This window comes from Streptomyces lincolnensis (assembly GCF_021173675.1).
Lineage (GTDB): Bacteria > Actinomycetota > Actinomycetes > Streptomycetales > Streptomycetaceae > Streptomyces > Streptomyces lincolnensis_B.
In genome coordinates this window covers 390,590-410,454 of the sequence record NZ_JAIHON010000002.1, presented here as the reverse complement: position 1 = coordinate 410,454, position 19,865 = coordinate 390,590, and the positions used below count along the sequence as shown (strand labels likewise).

The 19,865-nt window shown below is 70.7% G+C and carries 17 protein-coding genes and 1 pseudogene; 6 read left to right on the top strand and 12 right to left on the bottom strand.

Features of this window, described 5'->3' with window-relative positions; genetic code table 11:
- Positions 1–195: 195 nt before the first annotated feature.
- From K4B79_RS48545 to K4B79_RS05355, 5 genes and pseudogenes are all read right to left on the bottom strand, one after another.
- A pseudogene (locus tag K4B79_RS48545) lies at positions 196–371 on the bottom strand (cobyrinate a,c-diamide synthase); the annotation flags it as partial.
- 12 nt (positions 372–383) lie between these two features.
- On the bottom strand, positions 384–1,082 hold the full coding sequence (locus K4B79_RS05370; protein ID WP_232025081.1) for an AAA family ATPase: 699 nt from the start codon (positions 1,080–1,082) through the stop codon (positions 384–386).
- A 34-nt stretch (positions 1,083–1,116) separates the two neighbouring features.
- Complete coding sequence (locus tag K4B79_RS05365; protein WP_232025080.1) at positions 1,117–1,938, bottom strand: ABC transporter permease; 822 nt, start codon at positions 1,936–1,938, stop codon at positions 1,117–1,119.
- A 103-nt stretch (positions 1,939–2,041) separates the two neighbouring features.
- Positions 2,042–3,016, bottom strand: coding sequence for an ABC transporter ATP-binding protein (locus K4B79_RS05360; protein ID WP_232025079.1), 975 nt, complete (start codon positions 3,014–3,016; stop codon positions 2,042–2,044).
- Between the two features lie 123 nt (positions 3,017–3,139).
- On the bottom strand, positions 3,140–4,357 hold the full coding sequence (locus K4B79_RS05355) for an NYN domain-containing protein (protein ID WP_232025078.1): 1,218 nt from the start codon (positions 4,355–4,357) through the stop codon (positions 3,140–3,142).
- 224 nt (positions 4,358–4,581) lie between these two features.
- Here K4B79_RS05355 and K4B79_RS05350 point away from each other — a divergent pair, with 224 nt between their 5' ends.
- Positions 4,582–4,746: a hypothetical protein gene (locus tag K4B79_RS05350; RefSeq protein ID WP_232025077.1), complete on the top strand. Its 165-nt coding sequence runs from the start codon at positions 4,582–4,584 to the stop codon at positions 4,744–4,746.
- 91 nt (positions 4,747–4,837) lie between these two features.
- Here K4B79_RS05350 and dnaE read toward each other — a convergent pair whose 3' ends face one another.
- Entirely contained in the window at positions 4,838–8,377 is a 3,540-nt protein-coding gene (gene dnaE, locus K4B79_RS05345; RefSeq protein ID WP_232025076.1) for a DNA polymerase III subunit alpha, read from the bottom strand.
- A 224-nt stretch (positions 8,378–8,601) separates the two neighbouring features.
- Here dnaE and K4B79_RS05340 point away from each other — a divergent pair, with 224 nt between their 5' ends.
- The 4 genes from K4B79_RS05340 (at position 8,602) to K4B79_RS05325 (ending at position 13,437) form a co-directional block, all read left to right on the top strand.
- The gene (locus tag K4B79_RS05340) at positions 8,602–9,951 is read left to right on the top strand and encodes a DUF2252 domain-containing protein (RefSeq protein WP_232025075.1); all 1,350 of its coding nucleotides are present in this window, start codon (positions 8,602–8,604) and stop codon (positions 9,949–9,951) included.
- Between the two features lie 77 nt (positions 9,952–10,028).
- Entirely contained in the window at positions 10,029–10,721 is a 693-nt protein-coding gene (locus K4B79_RS05335; RefSeq protein ID WP_232025074.1) for a hypothetical protein, read from the top strand.
- A 123-nt stretch (positions 10,722–10,844) separates the two neighbouring features.
- Complete coding sequence (locus K4B79_RS05330; protein WP_232025073.1) at positions 10,845–11,687, top strand: thioredoxin domain-containing protein; 843 nt, start codon at positions 10,845–10,847, stop codon at positions 11,685–11,687.
- Positions 11,688–11,766: 79 nt separating this feature from the next.
- Complete coding sequence (locus K4B79_RS05325) at positions 11,767–13,437, top strand: alkaline phosphatase D family protein (protein ID WP_232025072.1); 1,671 nt, start codon at positions 11,767–11,769, stop codon at positions 13,435–13,437.
- Between the two features lie 4 nt (positions 13,438–13,441).
- Here K4B79_RS05325 and K4B79_RS05320 read toward each other — a convergent pair whose 3' ends face one another.
- Entirely contained in the window at positions 13,442–14,011 is a 570-nt protein-coding gene (locus K4B79_RS05320; RefSeq protein ID WP_232025071.1) for a dienelactone hydrolase family protein, read from the bottom strand.
- A gap of 77 nt (positions 14,012–14,088) precedes the next feature.
- On the opposite strand from K4B79_RS05320, the gene K4B79_RS05315 reads away from it, so the two are divergent.
- Positions 14,089–15,243, top strand: coding sequence for a mechanosensitive ion channel family protein (locus tag K4B79_RS05315; RefSeq protein ID WP_232025070.1), 1,155 nt, complete (start codon positions 14,089–14,091; stop codon positions 15,241–15,243).
- A 53-nt stretch (positions 15,244–15,296) separates the two neighbouring features.
- On the opposite strand, the gene K4B79_RS05310 is transcribed toward K4B79_RS05315, so the two are convergent.
- The 5 genes from K4B79_RS05310 to lspA all read right to left on the bottom strand — a co-directional run bounded on the left by K4B79_RS05310 (position 15,297) and on the right by lspA (position 19,859).
- The gene (locus K4B79_RS05310) at positions 15,297–16,037 is read right to left on the bottom strand and encodes an SDR family NAD(P)-dependent oxidoreductase (protein ID WP_232025069.1); all 741 of its coding nucleotides are present in this window, start codon (positions 16,035–16,037) and stop codon (positions 15,297–15,299) included.
- Between the two features lie 72 nt (positions 16,038–16,109).
- The gene (locus K4B79_RS05305; protein WP_232025068.1) at positions 16,110–17,696 is read right to left on the bottom strand and encodes a Na+/H+ antiporter; all 1,587 of its coding nucleotides are present in this window, start codon (positions 17,694–17,696) and stop codon (positions 16,110–16,112) included.
- 74 nt (positions 17,697–17,770) lie between these two features.
- Complete coding sequence (locus K4B79_RS05300) at positions 17,771–18,241, bottom strand: GNAT family N-acetyltransferase (RefSeq protein ID WP_232025067.1); 471 nt, start codon at positions 18,239–18,241, stop codon at positions 17,771–17,773.
- Positions 18,238–19,182: an RluA family pseudouridine synthase gene (locus K4B79_RS05295; protein ID WP_232025066.1), complete on the bottom strand. Its 945-nt coding sequence runs from the start codon at positions 19,180–19,182 to the stop codon at positions 18,238–18,240. The genes K4B79_RS05300 and K4B79_RS05295 overlap by 4 nt, the downstream gene beginning before the upstream one ends.
- A 77-nt stretch (positions 19,183–19,259) precedes the next feature.
- Positions 19,260–19,859, bottom strand: coding sequence for a signal peptidase II (gene lspA / locus K4B79_RS05290; protein ID WP_232025065.1), 600 nt, complete (start codon positions 19,857–19,859; stop codon positions 19,260–19,262).
- Positions 19,860–19,865: the final 6 nt, after the last annotated feature.

Below are 19,865 nucleotides of genomic sequence, written 5' to 3'. Positions count from 1 at the left end.
CCCGTCCGGCGTTCGAGGCCGCAGGCTTTACCGTCCCAATCCCCCACCCACCCGCACTGCCAGCCCGTCCCGCACTATCAGCCCGTCCGGCGTTCGAGGCCGCAGGCTTTACCGTCCCAATCCCCCACCCACCCGCACCGCCAGCCCGTCCCGCACTATCAGCCCGTCCGGCGTTCGAGGCCGCAGGCTTTACCGTCCCAATCCCCCACCCACCCGCACTGCCAGCCCGTCCGGCGTTTGAGGACGAGGCCCCTTCAGGGCCGATCGGGGGTCCAGGGGGCGGAGCCCCCTGGGAGCGGGGTCGAAGGGGCGGCAGCCCCTGGGGATGGGACGGGTAGGGGCGGCGGGGGCGAAACCCAAAGACAGCAACCACACCCCACCCCCTAGGCCAGCGGCGCCCCGTACCCATCCTTGGGCACCGCCTCATAACCCCCCGGCTCAGGATCCCGCGGCCCGAACAACCCCGTCAGCCCGAGATGAACCAGCACCGCCGCCAGCGACCACGCCAGCAACGCCCCCTTCGCCCCCAACTTCAACGGCGCGGAGAACGTCACCCCCTTGCCCACCGACCGAGCATGCGCCACCACATCCTGCGCGGGCCCGAGCCACACCCCCAGCCGCCAGGCCAGCAAGGACCCCAACAGCCCCCCGACAGTGAGCGCCACCACCAGCGGCACCCCACCCCGCCGCCGCACGAGAAACACGACGAACGCGGTCACCACCCCGAACGCCAGCCCCAGCAGAGTGAACGTTCCATCCACCCCGACGGCCTGCTCCCCCTCGGTGTCCTTGAGATAGACGACCCAGTTCTGGTCGACGACATCCCCCACCAGCGGCACCCGCGGCGCCAGCCACCACCACAGCACCCCCAGCAACACCCCACCGAGCGCCACCGCGACAGCGACGACCGCGGCCTCCCGCACTTCGGTCTTCATCCCGGGACCATCCTGTCCATACCCGGAGTCGAAAGGCGCCGGCGCGGCATACCCGTCGGCAGCCCCCTGCCACGAGCTCTGCGAGGACGGCGAGGCCTGGGAGGACGGCTCGTGCGGCGACGGAGAAGGAGTCAACGGTGCGGTCACCCTGACATCGTGCCAGTCCCACCTGTGCGGCGCGTCATCGGACGGCCGCCCGACGGTACGCCCAGGTGGCGACGGCCAACGACACCACGCCCACCACCCCGCACACGGCGAGATCCCCGAGCACGAGGGCCCAGTCGGGATGCGGCCCGAAGGTCCGCGCAAAGGCATCCACGCCGTACGTCGACGGCAGCAGATCCCGCAGGAACCGCACCGCCTCCGGCATCCGGTCGGCCGGCAGCACGCCCAGCAGCAGCGCGGCGGACATCCCCAGCTGCCCGAGCAGCGTGGCCAGCTCCGGCCGCGGCGCGAGCAGCCCGCACGCGGCCCCGAGCCCGGCGAGGGCCGCGCCCGCGAGCGGGATCACGGCGATGAGTACCCACAGGTGCGCGATCGGCAGCCCGAACAGCACACAGCCGAAGACGGCCGTCACGACGGTCCCGGGCACGGTGAAGGAGGCGTACGCGCCCGCCGCCCCGAGCACCACGGCCGCCGGCGGCACGGGCAGGGTCGCGTAGTGGTCGAGCCCGCCGCTGGCCCGCAGCTGCCCGAAGTACTGCGCGAGCAGGTTCAGCGCGACGAAGGCGACGACGAGCACCGCCGAGCCGGCCACGACCGCCTGCGCCTCACCGCCACCGTCCACGACCCCGCGCATCAGGATCATGATCCCGACGGACTGGAAGGTCGCCACGAACAGCAGCGGGATGCGCGCGACCCGGGCCCGGGACAGCTGCGCCCGGTACACGGCCGCCAGCGCCGGCCACAGTCGCGCGCGCGGGCCGAGCTCGGCCGCCTCACGGACCGGCTCCTCCACGGCCAGGGCACTGCCCGGCAGAACCTCGGCGGGTACGACACTCACCTCGTGCGGCTCCCCTCTCTCGGTTTCACTCCGGCAGACGTCCTGTTCCGCTTGTTCTGTACGGATTCGACGGCCCGTGCACTCAAGACGCGCTCACCCCGTCTCACCCCTTCACCAGCCCCTGCCGTGCGGCACCGCCCAGGGCCAGGTACACGTCCTCCAGGCTGGGCGTGGTCAGCGTGAAGTCGTCGAGCGCGGCGAAGGCGGCCCCGCCGGTGACGGTGGCGACGACCGCGCGTGCCTCCTCCGGCGCGAGCCGGAGGGTCCAGCGGCGCCCGGACTCCACGACCCGGTCGCGCAGCGCGGCGACCTCGGGCACGTTCAGCGGGGCCGCCTCGCGCCAGACCAGGTCGACCCGGACGTCCCCGGCGACCTGCTCCTTGAGCCCGGCGGGCGTGTCGCAGGCGATGACGCGTCCCCGGTCGAGGACGGCGACCCGGTCGAGGACGGTCTCGGCCTCGATGACGTTGTGGGTGACGAGCAGGACGGTCGTACCGCGCTCGGCCCGGCGCCGGTCGACGGCGGACCACACCGCGCGCCGCGCCACGGGGTCCATCGCGGTGGTCGGCTCGTCGAGCACCAGCAGCGGCCGCTCCCCGACCAGCGCGGCGGCGAAGCACGCCAGCCGCCGCTGCCCGCCCGAGAGCTTCTTCAGCGGCCGCCCGGCGAGCGCGGTGAGCCCCAGCTCCTCCAGTACGGCGTCCCGCTCGGCCCGCGCCCGGGCGGCCTCCAGGCCGCGCAGCCGCCCGGTGGTCTCGGCGGCGAGCGAGACGGTCAGCTCGTCGAGGGCGGTGGATTCCTGGCCCAGGTAGGCGAGGATCCGGGAGGCCCGCTCGGGGTGGCGCACGATGTCGTGGCCGAGGATCTCGACGCTGCCGCGGTCGGGCCGCATCAGCCCGGTCAGCTGGCGCACCAGGGTTGTCTTCCCGGCGCCGTTCGGGCCCAGGAGCCCGAAGATCTCACCGCCCCGGATGTCCAGCCGTACGTCGTCGGTGGCCCTCACCTCGGGTGTTGCCGGTGTGCCCCGCCGTCCCCGTACCGCCGGATAGGTCTTCGTCAGCCCGCGCACCGCGCACACGACGCCACCACCGTGTCGAAGTGCCTGTGCCGCGCGCGTACTCACAAGGGACGAGACTACGGGGTCGGGAACGCCCACCGACCCTCGGGTCGGCTCACGACGGTCGATCCGCCGGTAAGGATCTCATTCACCGGCGGGCGCGTGTTCGGCCGCCGTACGCGCGTCGATCTCCCGCCAGAAGCCGGCCCGGATGGCGTAACGGTCGTGCTCGTCGATCTGGTCGTCCTTGTGTGCGAGCAGGCCGAAGCGGGCGGCGTACCGCAGCAGCTCGCCGTCTATGCGGTGCGGGATCCGCGGGTACATGCCGGACAGCTTCTGGACATGGCTCGGGTCGCCCAGCCGCTCCATCCACCGGCGCGCGAAGACCTGCCCCACCTCGAACGGATCGCCGCCGACGGTGGTGATGTCCTCCTCCCGGTCGGCCCACCGCTGCTCGGCGGTGGTCAGCTGGGCGAGCGTCGGCATGGTGGCGATCTCGGGGGGCTCCGCGGTGACTCCGGGCCGGTCGACCCACCCTTTGTCGGAGGACCAGCGCAGGGTCGCGGTCTGCGGCGGCTGGGCGGGCTGGACGCCGGGGGCGCGCAGCGCGGCCAGGTCCTTGGGGGTGGGCACACCCTTGGGCGCGGGCACCCGCTCCTGGGTGCCGTTCTCCGAGGCGGCGGAGGCGGCCGCGTGCTCGCTCTCCTCGGCGGGCCGCTCCCCCGAGGAGAGCGCGGACTCGGGCAGCGGCGCGGAGAGGATCGCGGCGATCTCGGGCCGCGGCGCGGGCGGCGGCGCGCAGATCCCGCCGATCTCCTTGGCCCGTACGGCCTTGATGATCCAAGCCCGGTCCAGCACCCGCCGCTCGTCGGCCTCGGCGACCAGGTCCTCGGACTGGTTGTAGTCCCCGTCGGCCGCCTGCACGGCCCACAGGTGTACGGCGACGCCGTGCTCCTTGGCGGCCATCATGCCCGGCAGCAGGTCGCCGTCGCCGGTGACCAGGACGATGTCGGAGCAGGCACGGTTGCGGGCCAGTTCGGTGAGCTCGGCGTGCATGGCGGCGTCCACGCCCTTCTGGGCCCAGCGTCCGTCGCTGCGGGTCAGGGCGCCCAGCCGGACGGTGACCCGGGGCATCACGCGCAGCCTGCGGTGCTCGGGCTGCGGGACGCGGTCGGGGGCGCCGTCGAACCAGTAGATGCGCAGCAACGGCCGTTCCGTGTCGGACTCGGCACGGTCGCGCAGCCCTTGGATGAGGGCGGCGTGATCCACGGTGATCCGGGACCGCGAGGGTTCCCCGGCGAGGAGGCTGGCCGCCGCCCCCAGCAGATACCCGGCGTCCACCAGGACGATGCAGCGGTCCACACGACTCACCCTCTTCCCGGGAGGTTTGCTTCGGGCTTGCTTCGAGTCTGCCCGACCGTACGGGGGTTAACGGCCGGAACTCGATCTTCGGCGTGGCGTTTCGGGGCATCGCCCGGCGACATTCCCTGTCACACACCGTAATTATCCGACATGCGCTCTTTGTCAGCCTATGTGAATCTGGTCCCGGCCCTGGCCCCTAGATCCCCCACAGGAGGCAGATCACCATGGCCAAGAACAAGAACCGTGAACGTAAGCAGCCGCAGTCCGAGCGTGGTCAGCAGCAGGCGCAGCAGTCCTCGATGGAGGCGCAGGCCGAACAGCGCATGACGCAGGTGACGCCGAGCGACATGGCCCGCAAGGGCAAGCAGAAGCGCTTCGGCCACAACTGACATCTGCATATCGGGCCGTTGAAGGCCAGGCACACGGCGAGGGGCGCGTCCGATCACGGATGCGCCCCTCGCGCACGTCAGGCGCCCGGCCTCAGCCCGCCAGGCAGGACGGTCCCAGCAGCACCTTCAGGTCACCGAAGAGGGCCGGGTCGGGCTTGACCCGGTGCCGGTCGAGGCGCAGCACGGTCGTCTTGCGGGGCCCCTGGAGCTTGATCCGGACCTCGCTCTCGCCCTTGTGGTGGCTGAGGATCTCGCCGAGGCGGCTGACCATCGGCGGGGTCACCCGGGTGGCCGGGATGGTGAGGATCACGGGCGCGTTGGTGCCCGCGTTCGACAGGTCGGGGACCTGGAGCTCCATCGCGACCAGCCGCGGCACGTCCTCGCGCTTGTCGAGGCGGCCCTTGACGAACACCACCGCGTCCTCGACGAGTTGGGTGGAGACCAGCTGGTAGGTCGCCGGGAAGAACATGCACTCGATGGAGCCGGCCAGGTCCTCCACCGTGGCGATCGCCCAGGCGTTGCCCTGCTTGGTCATCTTGCGCTGGAGCCCGGAGATGATCCCGCCGATCGTCACCACCGCACCATCGGCATGCTCACCGCCGGTCAGCTGCGCGATGCCCGCGTCCGCCTTGTCGGAGAGCACGTGCTCCAGACCGAACAGCGGGTGATCGGAGACGTACAGGCCGAGCATCTCCCGCTCCTGGGCGAGCAGATAGGTCTTGTCCCACTCCTCGGTGGTGAACTCCACGTCCAGGCCGAACCCGGGCTCGCTGGACTCCTGCTCACCCATCCCGCCGAACAGGTCGAACTGGCCCTCGGCCTCCTTGCGCTTGACCGCCACCACGTTGTCGATCATCGGCTCGAAGTGCGCGGTCAGCCCCTTGCGGGTGTGCCCCAGGGTGTCGAACGCGCCCGCCTTGATCAACGACTCCGTGGTCCGCTTGTTGCAGGCCACCGCCTCGACCTTGTCCAGGTAGTCGGGGAAGGAGGCGTACTTGCCCTTGGCCTTGCGGCTCTTGATGATCGACTCGACCACGTTGGTGCCCACGTTGCGCACCGCCTCCAGGCCGAAGAGGATCACGTCGTCGCCCTGCGCGGCGAAGTTGTGCACCGACTCGTTCACGTTCGGCGGCAGCACCTTGATGCCCATGCGCCGGCACTCGTTCAGATAGACCGCCGACTTGTCCTTGTCGTCCTTCACCGACGTCAGCAACGCCGCCATGTACTCGGCCGGGTGGTTGGCCTTGAGGTAGGCGGTCCAGTAGGAGACCAGGCCGTACGCGGCGGAGTGCGCCTTGTTGAAGGCGTAGCCGGCGAAGGGGACCAGCACGTCCCACAGGGCCTGGATGGCCTCGTCGCTGTAGCCCTTGTCGCGGGCGCCCTTCTGGAAGAGGACGAAGTTCTTGGCCAGTTCGTCGGGCTTCTTCTTGCCCATGACGCGGCGCAGGATGTCGGCCTCGCCGAGCGAGTACCCGGCGATGATCTGGGCGGCCTTCTGCACCTGCTCCTGGTAGACGATCAGGCCGTAGGTGACGTCCAGGACCTCCCTGAGGGGCTCTTCGAGCTCCTTGTGGATGGGGGTGATCTCCTGGAGCTTGTTCTTGCGCAGCGCGTAGTTGGTGTGCGAGTCCATGCCCATCGGGCCGGGACGGTAGAGCGCGGAGACGGCGGAGATGTCCTCGAAGTTGTCGGGCTTCATCAGGCGCAGCAGGGAGCGCATGGGGCCGCCGTCGAACTGGAACACGCCGAGGGTCTCGCCGCGCTGGAGGAGTTCGAAGGTCGTCGGATCGTCGAGCGGCAGGGCCAGCAGGTCGAGATCGATGCCCTTGTTGGACTTCACCATCTTGACGGCGTCGTCCATGATCGTCAGGTTGCGCAGGCCCAGGAAGTCCATCTTCAGCAGGCCGAGCGACTCGCACTGCGGGTAGTCCCACTGCGTGATGGTCACGCCGTCGGTGTGCCGTACCCAGATCGGGGCGTGGTCGACGATGGGCTCGCTGGACATGATCACGCCGGCGGCGTGCACACCCATCTGCCGGACCAGGCCCTCGACGCCCTTGGCGGTGTCGATGACCTTCTTGACGTCCGGTTCGTTCTCGTACATCGCGCGGATCTCGCCGGCCTCGCTGTAGCGCGGGTGCGAGGGGTCGGTGATGCCGTTGAGGTCGATGCCCTTGCCGAGGACGTCGGCGGGCATGGCCTTGGTGAGGCGGTCGCCCATCGCGTACGGGTAGCCCAGCACGCGCGCGGAGTCCTTGATCGCGTTCTTGGCCTTGATCTTGCCGTAGGTGCCGATCATGGCGACCTTGTCGGCCCCGTACTTCTCCGTCACGTACCGGATCACCTCGACGCGCCGACGCTCGTCGAAGTCGATGTCGACATCGGGCATCGAGACACGCTCGGGGTTGAGGAACCGCTCGAAGATCAGACCGTGCGGGATCGGGTCGAGGTCGGTGATGCCCATGGCGTACGCGACGATCGAACCGGCCGCGGAGCCTCGGCCGGGGCCGACCGCGATGCCCTGGTTCTTGGCCCACATGATGAAGTCGGCGACGACGAGGAAGTAGCCCGGGAACCCCATCTGGATGATGACGTCCATCTCGTACTCGGCCTGCTTCTGCCGGTCCTCCGGGACACCGCCGGGGAAGCGGCGCTCCATGCCCCGGCGGACCTCCTCCTTGAACCAGGTGACCTCGGTGAAGCCCTCGGGGATGTCGAACTTCGGCATGAGGTTCTTCGCCTCGAACATGCCGGTGGTGTCGATCTGCTCGGCCACCAGGAGGGTGTTGCGGCAGCCCTCCTGCCAGGCGTCCGAGGAGTCGACGGCGTACATCTCGTCCGTGGACTTCAGGTAGTAGCCGGTGCCGTCGAAGCGGAACCGGTCCGGGTCCGAGAGGTTCTTGCCGGTCTGGATGCACAACAGCGCGTCGTGCGCGGTCGCCTCGTGGGCGTACGTGTAGTGCGAGTCGTTGGTGACCAGCGGCGGGATGCCGAGCTTCTTGCCGATCTCCAGCAGCCCGTCACGGACCCGGTGCTCGATGTCGATGCCGTGGTCCATCAGCTCCAGGAAGTACCGGTCCTTGCCGAAGATGTCCTGGTAGTCGGCGGCCGCCTTCAGCGCCTCGTCGTACTGGCCCAGCCGCAGCCGGGTCTGCAGCTCCCCCGACGGACAGCCGGTGGAGGCGATCAGCCCCTCCGACCACTGGGAGATGGTCTCCTTGTCCATCCGCGGCCACTTCTGCAGCCAGCCCTCGGCATAGGCGTCCGAGGACAGCCGGAAGAGGTTGTGCAGCCCCGTCTTGTTCGCCGCCCAGATCGTCTTGTGGGTGTAACCACCCGAACCCGAGACGTCGTCCCGCTTCTGGTGCGGCTGCCCCCACTGGATCTTGCGCTTGTTGCGCCGCGACTCCGGCGCCACGTACGCCTCGATCCCGATGATCGGCGTCACGCCCGCCTTCTGCGCGGTGTGGAAGAAGTCGTACGCCCCGTGCAGGTTGCCGTGGTCGGACATCGCGATGTGGGTCATGCCCATCTCGTTGCACGCGTTGAACATGTCCTTCAGCCGTGCGGCACCGTCCAGCAGCGAGTACTGGGTGTGGACGTGCAGGTGCGTGAACGGCGGCTTTGACACGGCTTCGGCCTCCAAGGAAAACGGGCGTCGACGAGGGCCCGACAGGCTGCGGACAGTCTGGCGGACAGCGTCGAAGTCTATGCCTCGGCACTGACACTCGGCGGGCTCCCCCACGTACCTTCGTGTGAAGAAGAACGGGCACTCCCCGGGACCCCCGCACGTTGGTCCGGGCAGAAGATCCGCTCCACACGTCACGCACCACCCGTACCAGGAGGCACCCAGCGATGTCGGTCCCGCAGCTCAACGACGAGCACCGCGGCGAGGAGATCCTCGCCGTCTTCGACACCGCCTTCGGCCAGCTCCTCGCCGCCGACCCGGCCGCGTTCCGCGTGAAGTTCCGGAAGATGGCGGCCTCGGCCTTCGCGTTCTACCGGGGCACGGCGTGCCTCTTCTACCACGACCTGGACGCGGAGAGCGGCGCGCGCGGCAGTGACGGCATACTCGCCGGACCGTACCTCGACGAGCGGACCTCCCGCGTCTGGATCCACGGCGACCTCCACGCCGAGAACTTCGGCACCTACCTGGACGCCAACGGCCGGCTGATCTTCAACGTCAACGACTTCGACGAGGCCTACGTCGGCCCCTTCACCTGGGACCTCAAGCGCTTCGCCGCCTCCGTGGCGCTCATCGGCTACGCGAAGGCGCTCGGCGACGACCAGATCACCGAGCTGGTGCAGGTGTACGCGGGCGCGTACCGCGAGCGGATCCACGCCCTGGCCACCGGCGCCAAGAGCGACGAGGTGCCGCCCTTCACCCTGGACACCGCGCAGGGCCCGCTCCTGGACGCGCTGCGGGACGCCCGCTCGCTCACCCGGTTCGGCCTGCTGGAGTCGATGACCGAGATCCGCGACTTCGAGCGCCGCTTCGCGCCCGGCGGCGGCTCCATCGAGCTGGACGCCGCCACCCGCTACAAGGTCCTCGCGGCCTTCGACGGCTACCTGGAGACCCTCCCGGAGGCGTCCCTGGCCCGCCCGGACTCCTACCGCGTCAAGGACGTCGTGGGCCGGCGCGGCATCGGCATCGGATCGGCCGGCCTGCCGTCGTACAACATCCTGCTGGAGGGCCACACCGACGCCCTGGAGAACGACGTCGTCATCTACATCAAGCAGGCCCAGACCCCGGCCGTCTCCCGCCATGTCACCGACCCGGCGATCCGCGACTACTTCCAGCACGAGGGCCACCGCACGGTGATCTCCCAGCGCGCCCTCCAGCAGCACGCCGACCCGTGGCTGGGCTGGACCGAACTGGACGGCGCGGGCCAGCTGGTCGCCGAGATCTCGCCGTACGCCGTGGATCTCGACTGGAGCGACATAGACGACCCGGAGGAGATCGCGGGCGTCGTCGCCGACCTGGGCCGGGCGACGGCCACCATGCACGCGGCGGCGGACGACCAGTCCGGCGAGTCCCTGGTGCCGTTCTCCACCGAGCGGGCCATCGACGCGGCGATCGCCGCCGACGAGGACGGATTCGCGGCCCTGCTCGTCGACTTCGCGCACGGCTACGGCGCCCGCGCGCGTGCCGACCACCAGACCTTCGTGGACCTGTTCCGCAACGGCCGGATCCCGGGTCTGTGACGATCCGCTGCCGGTAGGCCCTTCACAGGGATCCTTTAGGGGTCCCTTACAGGGCCACATGACAGACTCTCTTCGCTATGGACATATCCGGGACCCAGCTACGAGTGCTCCGCGCGGCACTGTTCACGGCGCTCGTCGTGACGCTCAGCAGCGCGTCGCACGTCCTGCTGTCCCGGGCCCCGCTGCCGTTGAACACGGTGGCGGGGATCGCCGCCGTCGTGTTCCTCCTCGCCTACGCCCTCGCGGGCCGCGAGCGCGGCTTCGGCCGGATCGCCACCGTGCTGATCCCGCTGGAGCTGGCCGCCGACACGGTGTTCACCACCGGCCAGCACGTCTGCTACGGCGCGGCCGGCGGCCCGGTCACCGGTCCCCTGCGCTCCGTCGGCTTCGACGTGCTGTGCGGCGACGGTACCGGTGTCGGTGCCCCGCTGGCCCGGATGACGGGCACCGACACCGACCGGCTCGGCAGCCTGCTCGCCCAGTCCGGCCCGGGGACCGCCTGGCTGCTGCTGGGCGCGCACATCGGCGTGGGTCTGGCCGCCGCCGCCTGGCTGCGCCGCGGCGAGCGGGCGCTGGCCCAACTGCTGAGCGCGGTCGCCGCGACCACGTTCCGGCCACTGCTGCTGGCGGTCGCAGCCGTCACGGTACGGACGGCCCCCGCGGCACCTTCCGTGCGGCGCCCGGCCCGTCGTACGTCCACCGCGCGCGAGCGGATCCTCGTGCACTCCCTGGGACGGCGTGGACCGCCGTGCCCGGTCGCCGCCGCCTGAGCCCGAGCGACCCCGCACGGCGGCTGAGCATCTGCGTGTCCGAGTGTCTGAGCACCAGTCGGTCCCCATACGTATCCGCACGCGATCACGACGTGTGCGCGTCCCCCTACGGAGAACATCACCATGAGCAAGCGGAACAGCCAGGCAGCGAAGTCGGCCGCGCGGGAGCGGCTGCGTCTGGAGCGCGAGAAGCAGGCCAAGCGCGCGAAGATCAAGCGGCAGGTCGTCGTCGCCTGCTCGGTCGTCGGTGTGCTGGCCCTGGCCGGCGGTATCGGCTACGCCGTCGTGCAGTCCAACAAGCCGGGCCACTGGGAGGCCCTCAAGGACGAGAAGGTCGTCGCCCCGGCCAACACCACGGGCACCGACGGCACGACCGTCGTCATAGGCAAGAGCAGCGCGAAGAAGACCCTGAAGGTCTACGAGGACCCGCGCTGCCCGATCTGCGCCCAGTTCGAGCAGACCGTCGGCGCGACCCTCGACAAGGACATCGAGGAGGGCAAGTTCAAGATGCAGTACATCGGCGGGACCTTCCTCGACGGCGACTCGCTCGGCGACGGCAAGATCGGCACCAACGGCGAGGGCTCCAAGAACGCGATGAGCGCCATGGGCGCCGCGCTGAACGTCAGCCCGGAGGCCTTCCTGGCGTACAAGAACGCCCTGTACTCCACGAAGTGGCACCCGGAGGAGTCGAAGGACGAGTTCAAGAGCGACGACTACCTGATCAAGGTCGCGGACACCGTCCCGGCGCTGAAGAACAACAAGACCTTCCAGAACGCGGTCACCAGCGGCAAGTACGACGCCTGGGCGCTCGCCATGTCGAAGACCTTCGACACCAACAAGGACAAGGTGACGGGCACCCCGAGCTTCGTCATGGACGGCAAGATCCTCACCACCGGCAGCCAGGGCAACCCGCCCATGACCGTGGCCGAGTTCAACTCGGTGGTCGACGCGGCCCTCAAGGGCTGAGCGGGCCTTCACGGAAGAGCGGGCGAACCTTCGGCGGTTCGCCCGCTCCCGTTCATACCGATCAGTAACCTGATCGGTCGTGACCAGTCGTTACAGATCCCCCGAGAGCACCCACTCCCCCGACTCCCTGTCGCCCCACCGCCGTTCGGTGGTCAAGGCCGCGGCCGCCACCGCCGTGCTGACCGGTCCGTTCGCCGCCGCCCTGCCCGCCCGCGCGGCCGACGAGGCTCCCGCCTTCCTGCACGGCCTCGCCTCCGGTGATCCGCTGCCCGACGGCGTCCTGCTGTGGACCCGTGTGACACCCACCGCACAGGCCACCCCCGGGTCCGGGCTCGGCCCGGACACCCCGGTCGACTGGGTGGTGGCCCGGGACCGGGCGCTGACCGACATCGTCGCCAAAGGCACCGTCACCGCGACCGCCGCCACCGACCACACCGTCAAGGCGGACATACGGGGCCTCAGCCCCGCCACCGACTACTGGTTCCGCTTCTCCGCCGGCGGCACCGACTCCCCCGTCGCCCGCACCCGCACCGCGCCCGCCGCCGACGCGCGCGTGCCGGGCCTCCGCTTCGGCGTGGTCTCCTGCGCCAACTGGGAGGCCGGCTACTTCTCCGCGTACCGCCACCTCGCGGCCCGCGGCGACCTGGACGCCTGGCTGCACCTGGGCGACTACATCTACGAGTACGGCACCGGCGAGTACGGCACCCGCGACACCGTCGTACGACAGCACGCGCCCGCCCACGAGATCGTCACCCTCGCCGACTACCGCACCCGGCACGGGCGCTACAAGACCGACCCCGACCTCCAGGCGCTGCACGCGGCCGCGCCCGTCGTGGCCATCTGGGACGACCACGAGTTCGCCAACGACGCCTGGTCGGGCGGGGCCGAGAACCACACCGAGGGCGCCGAGGGCACCTGGACGGCCCGTCAGGCCGCCGCCAAGCAGGCCTACTTCGAGTGGATGCCGGTGCGCCCGGCGCTCGCGGGCACCACCTACCGCCGGCTCCGCTTCGGCAAGCTCGCCGACCTCTCGCTCCTCGACCTGCGGTCCTTCCGCTCGCAGCAGGTCGCCGTCGGCAACGGCTCGGTCGACGACCCGGACCGTACGCTCACCGGCCGCGCCCAGCTCGACTGGCTGAAGGCCGGGCTGAAGGCGTCCGACACCACCTGGCGGCTGGTCGGGAACTCGGTGATGATCTCGCCGTTCGCCATCGGCTCGCTCTCCGCGGACCTGCTGAAGCCGCTCGCCGAGTTGCTGGGCCTGCCGAAGGAGGGCCTCGCCCTCAACACCGACCAGTGGGACGGCTACACCGACGACCGCCGCGAACTCCTGGCCCACCTCCGCGCGAACGCCATCCGCAACACCGTCTTCCTGACCGGGGACATCCACATGGCGTGGGCCAACGACGTGCCGGTGGACGCCGGTACCTACCCGCTGTCCCCCTCGGCCGCCACGGAGTTCGTCGTCACCTCGGTGACCTCCGACAACCTCGACGACCTCACCAAGGCCCCCGAGGGCACGATCTCCGCGGTCGCCGCACCGGTCATCAGGGCCGCCAACCGGCACGTCCACTGGGTCGACACCGACCGCCACGGCTACGGCGTCCTGGACATCACCGCCGAGCGCGCGCAGATGGACTACTACGTGATCTCCGACAAGACCAGGCCCGGCGCCACCTCCGCCTGGCAGCGGTCGTACCGCACGCGCAGCGGCACGCAGAAGGTCGAGCGCACCTACAGCCCCGTCTAGAGGCTCAGAGGCTTTCCAGGAAGCCGAGCGCCACCCGCCAGGTGGCCTCGGCGGCCTCCTCGTCGTAGTCCGGCAGGTCGGGGTCGGTGTAGAGGTGGCCCGCCCCGGCGTACCGGTAGACCTCGACATCGGCGCCCGCGCGGCGCATCTGGAGGTACCAGGCGCCCAGCCAGTCGTCCGGCTCGAACGGGTCCGGCTCGGCCACGTGCAGCTGGACCGGCAGACCGTCCACGGAGGCGTTCGGCGCGAGATCCGACGTGCCGTGCAGAATCAGCAGCCCGCGCGCCTTCTCGTCGCCGAGGGCCAGGGTCTGCGCGACGGCGGCCCCCAGCGAGAACCCGGCGTACACGAGCCCCCGCTCCGAGTAGGGCGCCGCCGCGAGGACGGCCCGCTTGAGCAGTTCGTCCTTGCCGATCTCCTCCCTGAAGTCCCGGGCCTCCTCGACCGTCTCGAACGTGCGCCCCTCGAAGAGGTCCGGCGTCCACACCTCGTGCCCGGCGGCGCGCAGCCGGTCGGCCGCCGCGCGCACCGCGGGCCTGAGGCCGAAGGTCGAGTGGAAAAGCATGATGTTCATGGGGTTATGGTGCCGTACCCATCACGGGGCGGAAGTCACATGTTCATGAGCACCCGGGGCCGGTTACGTTCGAGGGCATGGAGAACGTACTCCGCCCACTGATCGTGGTCGGCGGGGCGGTCCTGCTCACGCTGATCATCGGCTGGGCGACCGACCTGCTGCTGCGCAAGGCCGACCAACGACACCACGAGACCCCGATGTGGGGCCTGCTGCGCCGGGGCCGCATCCCCTATCAGCTGGTGCTGTGCGCGGCCCTGCTGAGAGGGTCGTACGACCAGGCGCAGCTGCTGGACCGGCACGAGGAGGCGGTCGGCCGGGTGCTCACGCTGGTGCTCATCGGGGCCGCCGCCTGGCTGGTGATCCGGATCGCCGCCGCGATAGTGGAGACCTCGTACAGCCGCTACGCGCGCGCCCACCGCGATCCGGCCCGGGTCCGCCGGGTGCGCACCCAGGTGACGCTGATCATGCGCGTGGTCTCGGCGGTCGTCGGGGTGGTGGCGGCGGCCACCATGCTGCTGACGTTCCCGGCGTTCCGCGCGGCCGGTGCCTCGCTGCTGGCCTCGGCCGGCATCCTCGGCATCGTCGCCGGTGTCGCCGCCCAGTCGACGCTCAGCAACATGTTCGCCGGGCTGCAGATCGCCTTCGGCGACATGGTGCGCATCGGCGACACGGTCGTGGTGGACGGCGAGTGGGGCACCGTCGAGGAGATCACCCTGACGTTCCTCACGGTACGGACCTGGGACGAGCGCCGGATCACGATGCCGGTGTCGTACTTCACGTCCAAGCCCTTCGAGAACTGGTCGCGCGGCACGCCGCAGATGACCGGCATCGTCTACTGGCACCTCGACCACGCGGCGCCCCTGGACGCGATGCGCGAGAAGCTGCGCGACATCCTGCGCGAGTGCCCGGCCTGGGACGGCCGCGCCTACGGCCTGGACGTCACGGACACCACGCCGAACACCATGCAGGTCAGGGCCCTGGTGACCGCCAAGGACGCGGACGACATCTGGACGGTGCGGGTCACGGTCCGCGAGCGGATGATCCGCTGGCTGTCCGAGGAGCATCCGTACGCCCTGCCCCGCGTCAACACGGCGGACGCGGTGCTGCCCCGCGCCCGCTCGAACGGCGGTCCGTCACGGGACGGCGGCGGGCCCACCCGGGACGGCGTGGGCCCGTCCCGCGACGGGACGAGCCCACGCCGTGCGTACGAGCCGCCGAACACGGGCCGCTGAGCGGCACGGCCACGGCCTCTTCGGCCTCCTCGGTGAGACCGGGCCGTCGGCCGTCAACGCCCGCGCTCGGCACCCCCGTTGACCTGGATGATCTGGGACGTGACATGCCCGGCGCCCGGGGACGCCAGCCAGTGCAGGGTCGCGGCGACGTCCCCGGGGGTCCCGGCGCGGCCGGTCGGGGTCTCCCGCACCAGCCGCTCGCGCCGCGCCTCCTCGATCGCCTCCCCGAAGAACCCGGTGTCCTCGACATAGCCGGGCGCGACGACGTTCACGGTGATCCCACGCGGCCCGAGTTCCCGGGCCAGGTCATGGGCGTACGGATGCAGGCCCGCCTTGGCCGCCCCGTACGCCCCGCTCCCGGAGCCCCGGTACGCGGCGATCGAGCTGACGAACAGCACCCGCCCGCCCGGCTCGGCGAGCCGCTCCTTCAGCGCCTCGGTCAGCAGCGCGGCGGTCAGCAGATTGATCCGGAAATTGACGGTCCACCGGTGCGCGACGGTGTCGAGCGGGTCCTCGCTCTCGGGCCCGGGCTCCAGATTCCCGGCGCCTCCGGCGCTGTTGACGAGGACGTCCACGGTGCCGAACTCGGTGGCCACGAAGTCGGCGACGCCCTGCACGGCACCGGGATCGCTGAGATCGGCGGCGTACGTCAGCGCCCCCGGCACCCCGGCCTTCTCCAGCACGTCACCCCGCCGCCCGAGCAGCAGAACGCGGTCCCCTTCCTCCGCGAAGGCCTGCGCCGCCGCAAGCCCGATCCCCGTACCTCCACCACTGATCACGATGTTGCGAGCCATGATCCCGACCCTACAAACCGCGCTCCGCCCTGTCGTCCGCGTTTCACACGGCCGTCATGAAGGGGTACGAGGTCACCGCAGACTGCGCACATCGAGATGCCGCAGCACCCGGTCCACCACCTCCGGGTCGGCGCCCGGCTCGCTCCGCGCCGCCAGCACCTCGTGCCGTGCCGCGCTCAGCATCTCGCCCTGGATGCGCCGGATCCGCTTCAGCCGCCGCACCCGCTGCTCGTGGGCCTCCCGACGCTCGTCCTCCCCGATGTCGGGGCTGATCCGCACGCCGATGTCGAAGGCCCGCCGCAGCATCTGCTCGGACAGCTCTTCCGGCAGCTCCTCGACGGCCTCGATCTCCCGCAGTCTGCGTTTGGCCGCCTTGGCCGCCCGTACGGCGAGCGCCTTCTCGAACTCCTTCTCGCGACCGGTGTCCGCCTGCACCCCGAGCCGCTTCACCAGCCACGGCAGGGTCAGCCCCTGGAGCACCAGCGTCGCCATGATCACGCCGAAGGCGATGAACACCAGCTCGTCCCGCTCGGGAAAGGCGGATCCGTCATCGGTGTTCAGCGGAATCGCCAGCACCAGGGCCGCCGAGGCCACGCCCCGCATCCCCGACCACCACATCACGACGGTCTCCCGCCAGCCCATGGGGATGTCCTCGTCGTGGTCCCGCTTGGCGTGCAGCCGCTTGGCCAGCCAGGTGGCCGGCAGCAGCCACAGCAGCCGCACCAGCACGACCACGCCCACGACGGCCGCCGCCCACCCGAGCATCTCGCCCCAGCGCCCGGACGCCGTACGGATCGCGTTGTGCAGCTCCAGGCCGACCAGCCCGAACGCCACGCCCGTGACCAGCGTGTCGACGATGTCCCAGAAGGTGTGCCCGGCCAGCCGGGTCATCACGTCGTCGGGATCGGTGGCGTACTCGGCGAGGAACAGCGCGGTGGTGAGCACGGCGAGCACTCCGGACCCGTGGAACTCCTCCGCGAGCACGTACGAGGCGTACGGCACGAGCAGGGTCAGCCCGATCTGCAGGGTCGCGTCGCCGAGCAGGTCCATCAGCCTGTTGGCGCCCCAGCCCAGCGCCAGCCCCACGGCCACCGCGACCACGGCGGACAGCACCAGGTCGAGACCGGCCTTCCACGGCGAGAAGGCCCCGCTCACGGCCGCGGCGATCGCCACGTGGTACAGCACGATCGCCGTGACGTCGTTGAAGAGGCCCTCGCCTTCGAGGATGGACACCATCCGCCGCGGCAGCCCGAGTTGTCCGGCAACGGCCGTCGCGGCCACCGGATCGGGCGGCGCGACCAGCGCGCCGAGCGCCACGGCGGCGGCGATCGGCAGCCCCGGCACAATCGCGTTGGCCACGACGGCCACGCACAGCGTGGTGACGAACACCAGCGCCACGGCCAGCAGGAAGATCGGCCGTCTGTTGGCCGCGAACTGCCGCCAGGACGTGCGCCGTACGGCGGCGTACAGCAACGGCGGCAACAGCAGGGGGAGAATGAGGTCCGGCGGGACGTTCACGTTCGGCACGAAGTCGAGCAGGGCCAGCACGATCCCGAGCAGTGTCATCAGCACCGGTGCCGGCAGCCCGAGCCGGTCCCCCACCGGGACGCTCACCACGGCCCCGAGCAACAGCATGAACAACAGGGCCAACTGATCCACGGTCAGCGCTCCGACAGGCTAGACGTCCACAGCACGACTGCCCAGCCTGCCATGCCCCACGCCCCACCTCGTGGCTACAGCACCCGCCGCATCGCCCGATGCGGCATCCCCGCGTCCTGGAACTCCGGCCCGTACGCCACGTATCCCAGCCGCTCGTAGAACCCCAACGCGTGCGTCTGCGCGTGCAGATCCACCGCAGCGAGCCCCCGCGCTCGCGCCGCGTCCTCGACGGCACGCACGAGAGCCGCCCCGACGCCGAGCCCGCGCGCCGACTTCGTCACGGCGAGCCGTCCCAGCACCCCCACCGAAGGATCCCCGTCGACCTTCGTCGCCGCGGCCTCGCCGTGGAGCAGCCGCCCGGTCCCGAGCGGCGTCCCGTCCTCCCGGATCGCCAGCACATGCACGGCACCGGCGTCGTAGGCGTCGTACTCGATGTCCTCGGCGACCCCCTGCTCGCCGACGAAGACCTCCTTGCGCACCGCGAAACACGCCTCACGGTCGGCGAGATCCCCGGCCACACGCACCGCGTACGACGACGGGCTCATACGTACGTCTCCTCGCGCACCCGGTCCAGCGCCTGCTGGAGGTCCTCCGGATAGTCGCTCGCGTACTCCACCCACTGCCCGTCCCCGGGGTGCTCGAAGCCGAGCCGGACGGCGTGCAGCCACTGGCGGGTCAGGCCCAGCCGCTTGGCGAGCGTCGGGTCGGCGCCGTACGTCAGGTCGCCGACGCAGGGGTGGCGGTGGGCGGCCATGTGGACGCGGATCTGGTGGGTGCGGCCGGTCTCCAGCTTCACGTCGAGGAGGGAGGCCGCGCGGAACGCCTCGATGAGGTCGTAGTGCGTCACGGACGGCTTGCCCTCGGCCGTGACCGCCCACTTGTAGTCGTGCTGGGGGTGGCGGCCGATGGGCGCGTCGATGGTGCCGCTGGTCGGGTCGGGGTGGCCCTGGACGAGCGTGTGGTACCGCTTGTCGACCGTGCGCTCCTTGAACTGGCGCTTGAGCGAGGTGTACGCGTACTCCGACTTGGCCACGACCATGAGACCGGACGTGCCGACGTCGAGGCGGTGCACGATGCCCTGGCGCTCGGCGGCGCCGGAGGTGGAGATCCGGTAGCCGGCCGCGGCCAGCCCTCCGATGACGGTCGGGCCGGTCCAGCCCGGCGACGGGTGCGCGGCCACACCGACCGGCTTGACGATCACGACCACGTCATCGTCGTCATGCACGATCTCCATGCCCTCGACCGGCTCGGCGACCACCTGCACCGGCGCGGGCGCCTGCGGCATCTCGACCTCCAGCCAGGCGCCGCCGTGCACGCGCTCCGACTTGCCGACCACCGATCCGTCGACCGTGACCTTCCCCGCGGCCGCGAGTTCGGCCGCCTTCGTCCGGGAGAAGCCGAACATGCGGGAGATGGCGGCGTCGACGCGCTCGCCCTCCAGGCCGTCGGGTACGGGAAGGTTGCGGATCTCGGGAACGGTGCTCACCCGTCGAGTATGCCGGACGCGCCCGAGAGCCCCGTACGGCGCCTGTGGATAACTCTGCCCACAGGACCGTCGCGGCCTCAGTCCTTGTGGACGGTCCCGTCCGGGTCGAGCCCCTTGAACGACAGCAGCACGATCAGGATGCCGCCGCACACGATCGCCGAGTCGGCCAGGTTGAACACCGCGAAGTGCTTGGGCGCGATGAAGTCGACGACCGCTCCCTCGAACACGCCCGGCGAGCGGAAGATCCGGTCGGTGAGGTTGCCGAGCGCGCCGCCGAGCAGCAGGCCGAGCGCGATCGCCCAGGGCAGGCTGTACAGCTTGCGGGCGAGCCGGGCGATCACCACGATCACGGCCGCCGCGATCACTGTGAAGATCACGGTGAAGGCCTCACCGAAGCCGAAGGCCGCGCCCGCGTTCCGGATGGCCTCGAACTTCAGCCAGTCGCCGATGATCTCGATGGGCTCGTGGTGCTCCAGCTTCGCGACCACGATCATCTTGCTGATCAGGTCGAGAGCGTAGGCGAAGGCCGCGACCGCGAACAGGACGGCGATCCGCCGCTTGCCCCTGGGCCGCGTGCCGGCGCTGTCCCGCCCGTCCGTACTGGACGACTGCTCCGGCTCGGCCCCAGCCCCCTCCGGGGAATCCGGCGTACCGATGATGCGCTCCGCCTCTGCCACGTGAGT

What these genes read in the sequence shown, in the direction of transcription:
- K4B79_RS05350 (WP_232025077.1), top strand. Translation starts at nt 4,582, where the DNA reads ATGGCCAAGAACAAGAACCGTGAACGTAAGCAGCCGCAGTCCGAGCGT.
- K4B79_RS05340 (WP_232025075.1), top strand. Translation starts at nt 8,602, where the DNA reads ATGTCGGTCCCGCAGCTCAACGACGAGCACCGCGGCGAGGAGATCCTC.
- K4B79_RS05335 (WP_232025074.1), top strand. Translation starts at nt 10,029, where the DNA reads ATGGACATATCCGGGACCCAGCTACGAGTGCTCCGCGCGGCACTGTTC.
- K4B79_RS05330 (WP_232025073.1), top strand. Translation starts at nt 10,845, where the DNA reads ATGAGCAAGCGGAACAGCCAGGCAGCGAAGTCGGCCGCGCGGGAGCGG.
- K4B79_RS05320 (WP_232025071.1), bottom strand. Translation starts at nt 14,011, where the DNA reads ATGAACATCATGCTTTTCCACTCGACCTTCGGCCTCAGGCCCGCGGTG.
- K4B79_RS05315 (WP_232025070.1), top strand. Translation starts at nt 14,089, where the DNA reads ATGGAGAACGTACTCCGCCCACTGATCGTGGTCGGCGGGGCGGTCCTG.
- K4B79_RS05310 (WP_232025069.1), bottom strand. Translation starts at nt 16,037, where the DNA reads ATGGCTCGCAACATCGTGATCAGTGGTGGAGGTACGGGGATCGGGCTT.
- K4B79_RS05300 (WP_232025067.1), bottom strand. Translation starts at nt 18,241, where the DNA reads ATGAGCCCGTCGTCGTACGCGGTGCGTGTGGCCGGGGATCTCGCCGAC.